General features: G+C 63.4%; 4 protein-coding genes. 2 read left to right on the top strand and 2 right to left on the bottom strand.

Translation table 11 applies throughout. From position 1 onward, the window contains the following. Positions 1 to 304: transglycosylase SLT domain-containing protein (locus HMPREF9538_RS0127115; protein ID WP_148671933.1), on the bottom strand; the 304-nt coding region annotated here is incomplete at its 3' end. A gap of 175 nt (positions 305 to 479) precedes the next feature. Here HMPREF9538_RS0127115 and ldcA point away from each other — a divergent pair. Both ldcA and HMPREF9538_RS20805 read left to right on the top strand, forming a co-directional pair. Next, positions 480 to 1394, top strand: a complete 915-nt coding sequence (ldcA, locus tag HMPREF9538_RS20800) for a muramoyltetrapeptide carboxypeptidase (protein WP_009484352.1) — start codon at positions 480 to 482, stop codon at positions 1392 to 1394. 92 nt (positions 1395 to 1486) lie between these two features. Further along, positions 1487 to 3220, top strand: coding sequence for a potassium/proton antiporter (locus HMPREF9538_RS20805; RefSeq protein WP_002910885.1), 1734 nt, complete (start codon positions 1487 to 1489; stop codon positions 3218 to 3220). Positions 3221 to 3236: 16 nt separating this feature from the next. Here HMPREF9538_RS20805 and dadX read toward each other — a convergent pair. Beyond that, positions 3237 to 4240, bottom strand: a 1004-nt coding sequence (gene dadX, locus HMPREF9538_RS20810; protein ID WP_009484351.1) for a catabolic alanine racemase DadX, incomplete at its 5' end; no start/stop codon positions are given.

Genomic DNA, 4240 nt, shown 5'->3' with positions numbered 1-4240 from the left:
CCCCCCCCCCCCCCCCCCCCCCCCAATAAACACCGCGCCCGGAGGTCGACGGCTTGAGCTGCATCAGCCCGACGGCGCCGGATTTACTCACCACCGCAGGATTACCGCCCGACTCGATGGCGATGATCGCCGTGATCAGCTGCGGATCCACGCCCCAGGCGGCGCCGGCTTTTTCACTGATCGGCATCCACTGCATCGCCCGCTTCACCGGGACCTCGGGGTTCCACGGCGGGTTAGTGTAATCATGTTTCGAACTACAACCGGCCAGAAAAACGACTAAAATAAGCAACCATCTCAATTTCACACATCTATCCTTATCTACCCAAACGCCATCATGCTACAGAACGACGGCCGCGGTACATCTCCCGCCTGCCGACAACCTGAAGGATGACGGGTGCGGACTGAAGTTAGCCACCTGGAGATGACAATCGCCATTCCAGGCGGCATCATAACCCTTTCATTCATAGCAAGGAATTATCATGTCTCAGTTTTATCTGGTCGCGCCATCCGGGTATTGCATCAACCAGCAGGCGGCAGCCCGCGGCGTCGAGCGTCTGCAGCAGGCCGGACACGAGGTGGCCCACCAGCAGGTCATTCCCCGCCGGCAGCAGCGTTTCGCCGGGACTGAACATGAACGGCTGGCCGATATTAACCAGCTGGCCCAGTTGCCCGGCCGCAACCGGATCGTCCTCGCCGTGCGCGGCGGCTACGGCGCCAGTCGCCTGCTGCCGCATATCGACTGGCAGGGACTGGTTGCCCGCCAGCAGCGCGACCCGCTGCTGATTTGCGGCCACAGCGATTTCACCGCTATCCAGTCAGGCCTGCTGGCCATGGGCAACGTCATCACCTTCAGCGGGCCAATGCTCGCCGGCAACTTCGGCGCGGAGACCCTCGACCCGTTTACCGAGCACCATTTCTGGCAGGCGCTACGCCAGCCGGAATTCACCCTCGAATGGCCGGGCGAAGGGCCGAACTGCCGGGTGGAAGGCACCCTGTGGGGGGGAAATCTGGCGATGCTGACCTCGCTTATCGGCACGCCGTGGCTACCGGCAATCCGCGACGGCATCCTGGTGGTGGAGGATATCAACGAGCACCCGTTCCGCGTCGAGCGCATGCTGCTTCAGCTGTTGCACAGCGGCGTGCTGGCGGCGCAGAAAGCGGTGATCTTCGGCAGCTTCACCGGCAGCGCGCCGAACGACTATGACGCGGGATACGATTTGCCGCAGGTCTTTGATTATCTGCGCCAGCAGCTCCCCCTGCCGCTGATTAGCGGACTGGAGTTTGGCCACGAGCAGCGCACGGTGACCCTGCCGCTGGGCGCCCGCGCGCGCCTGGTGAATCAGGCGGCGGCCACCACCCTGACGATCGGCGGCCATCCGGTGCTGACAGAATAAATTTCCCGAACGCATAGGCGGATCCCCTGCGAATTGTTAAAATAGTGTCACTTTTAGCCATTTTTTCACGCCAGTCAGGGAGTACGTGAACATTGGACGCCGCTGCGGTCATTAGTCTGTTTATTCTGGGTTCTGTTTTAGTAACCTGCAGTATCTTATTGAGCTCCTTTTCTTCGCGCCTTGGCATCCCGATTCTGGTCATCTTTCTGGCCATCGGGATGCTGGCAGGCATTGACGGCATCGGCGGCATCCCCTTCGACAATTACCCCTTCGCCTATATGGTGAGTAACCTGGCGCTGGCGGTGATCCTGCTGGACGGCGGGATGCGCACCCAGGCCAGCTCCTTTCGCGTCGCGCTGTGGCCCGCGCTGTCGCTGGCGACGGTTGGGGTGCTGATCACCTCGGCGCTGACCGGGATGATGGCGGCCTGGTTGTTCAAGCTGGATCTGATCGAAGGCCTGCTGATCGGCGCCATTGTCGGCTCCACCGACGCCGCGGCGGTCTTCTCGCTGCTCGGCGGCAAGGGGCTCAACGAGCGCGTCGGCTCGACGCTGGAGATAGAGTCAGGCAGTAACGACCCGATGGCGGTCTTCCTGACCATCACCCTGATCGAAATGATCCAGCAGCACCAAACCGGCCTCAGCTGGATGTTCGCCGTGCATATCATTCAGCAGTTCGGCCTCGGGATCGCCATCGGCCTCGGCGGCGGCTACCTGCTGCTGCAGATGATTAACCGCATCGTGCTGCCCGCCGGCCTCTATCCGCTGCTGGCGCTGAGCGGCGGGATCATGATTTTTGCCGTCACCACCTCCCTCGACGGCAGCGGTATCCTCGCCGTCTATCTCTGCGGCTTTCTGCTGGGCAACCGGCCGATCCGCAACCGGCACGGCATCCTGCAGAACTTCGACGGCCTGGCGTGGCTGGCGCAGATCGCCATGTTCCTGGTGCTGGGCCTGCTGGTGACGCCCTCCGACCTGCTGCCGATCGCCATCCCGGCGCTGCTGCTGTCGATGTGGATGATATTCATTGCCCGGCCCCTGTCGGTGTTTGCCGGCCTGCTGCCGTTTCGCGGCTTTAACCTGCGCGAACGGGTGTTTATCAGCTGGGTTGGCCTGCGCGGCGCGGTACCCATTATTCTCGCGGTGTTCCCGATGATGGCCGGCCTGGACAACGCCCGCCTGTTCTTCAATGTCGCCTTCTTCGTGGTGCTGGTGTCGCTGCTGCTGCAGGGCACTTCGCTGTCGTGGGCGGCGAAAAAAGCCAAAGTGGTGGTGCCGCCCATCAGCTGGCCCATCTCCCGCGTCGGGCTGGATATTCACCCGGAAAACCCGTGGGAGCAGTTTGTCTACCAGCTGGGGGCCGATAAATGGTGCATCGGCGCGGCGCTGCGCGACTTGCACATGCCACCGGAGACGCGGATTGCCGCGCTGTTTCGCAACAATGTCCTGCTGCACCCCACCGGCAGCACCCGCCTGCGGGAAGGCGATATCCTGTGCGTTATTGGTCGGGAGCACGACCTGCCGGCGCTGGGCAAAATGTTCAGCCAGTCGCCGCCGGTGGCGCTCGATCAGCGCTTTTTCGGCGACTTCATTCTTGATGCTGAGGCCCGCTTCGCCGATGTGGCGCAAATCTACGGTCTCGACGGCGGTGAGGAGTTCCGCGAGCATCAGCAGTCGCTCGGGGAAGTGGTGCAGCAGCTGTTGGGCGCCGCGCCGGTGGTGGGCGACCAGGTGGAGTTCGCCGGGATGGTGTGGACGGTAGCTGAAAAAGAGAACGATCACGTGCTGAAGGTTGGGGTGCGGGTCGCGGAAGACGAGGCGGAGTGATCCGCCCCGGAATAGGTTACAGGGTCACAACTGGCACCCGCGGCGCCAGGGCGCACATCAGCTCATAGCCGACGGTGCCGCTGCTGGCCGCCACGTCGTCGATTTTAATCTCTTTGCCCCACAGCTCGACCGGCGCGCCGATCCCGGCCTGCGGACAAGGCGTTAAATCGACCGCCAGCATATCCATCGATACGCGTCCCACGGTAGTGGTGCGTACGCCATCCACCAGCACCGGCGTGCCGCTCGGCGCCACTCGCGGGTAGCCGTCGGCATAGCCGCAGGCGACGATGCCGATCCGCTGCTCCTGGGTGGTGCGGTACAGGCCGCCATAGCCAATCGCCTCGCCGGGACGCAGGTTCTGCACGCCGATGATCTCGCTGCGCAGCGTCATCACCGGCTTCAGCCCGGTGTTGGCGATGTCCTGCCACTGCCCGGAAGGCGACGCGCCATACAGCACGATGCCTGGACGAACCCAGTCAAAATGCGCTTCCGGATGCCAGAGGGTCGCCGCCGAGTTGGCCAGCGAGCGCGGGCAATCCAGCCCCTCCGCCGCCTGTTCGATACGGCGCATCGGCTCGACAATTCCCTGCGGGTTCTCCGCCTCCGCGAAGTGCGACATCAGCGTCATCTCGCCGACGTTGCTTATCGCCCGCAGCTGCTGCCAGACGGTGTGGACCCGCTCAGGCATAAAGCCCAGCCGGTTCATGCCGCTGTTCACCTTGAGATAGATATCCAGCGGCGCGCGCAGCTTCGCCTGCTGCAGGGCCTTAATCTGCCAGTTGCTGTGGACGCTGGTGGTTAAACGATATTGATCCAGCACCGCCAGCTCATCGGCATGGAAGAAGCCCTCCAGCAGCAGGATCGGGCCTTTCCAGCCCTGCTCGCGCAGCAGGATCGCCTCTTCCAGGTTGAGCAAGGCGAAACCATCCGCCGCGCTTAACGCACTCCATACGCGCGCCACGCCGTGGCCGTAGGCGTTGGCCTTGACCACCGCCCACAGGCGCGACCCGGGGGCCGCGC

The sequence above is a fragment of the Klebsiella sp. MS 92-3 genome (assembly GCF_000195655.1).
Classification (GTDB): Bacteria; Pseudomonadota; Gammaproteobacteria; order Enterobacterales; family Enterobacteriaceae; genus Klebsiella; species Klebsiella pneumoniae.
Note: the sequence above shows the minus strand (reverse complement) of the source record. Positions and strands in the feature narration are given on the sequence as shown.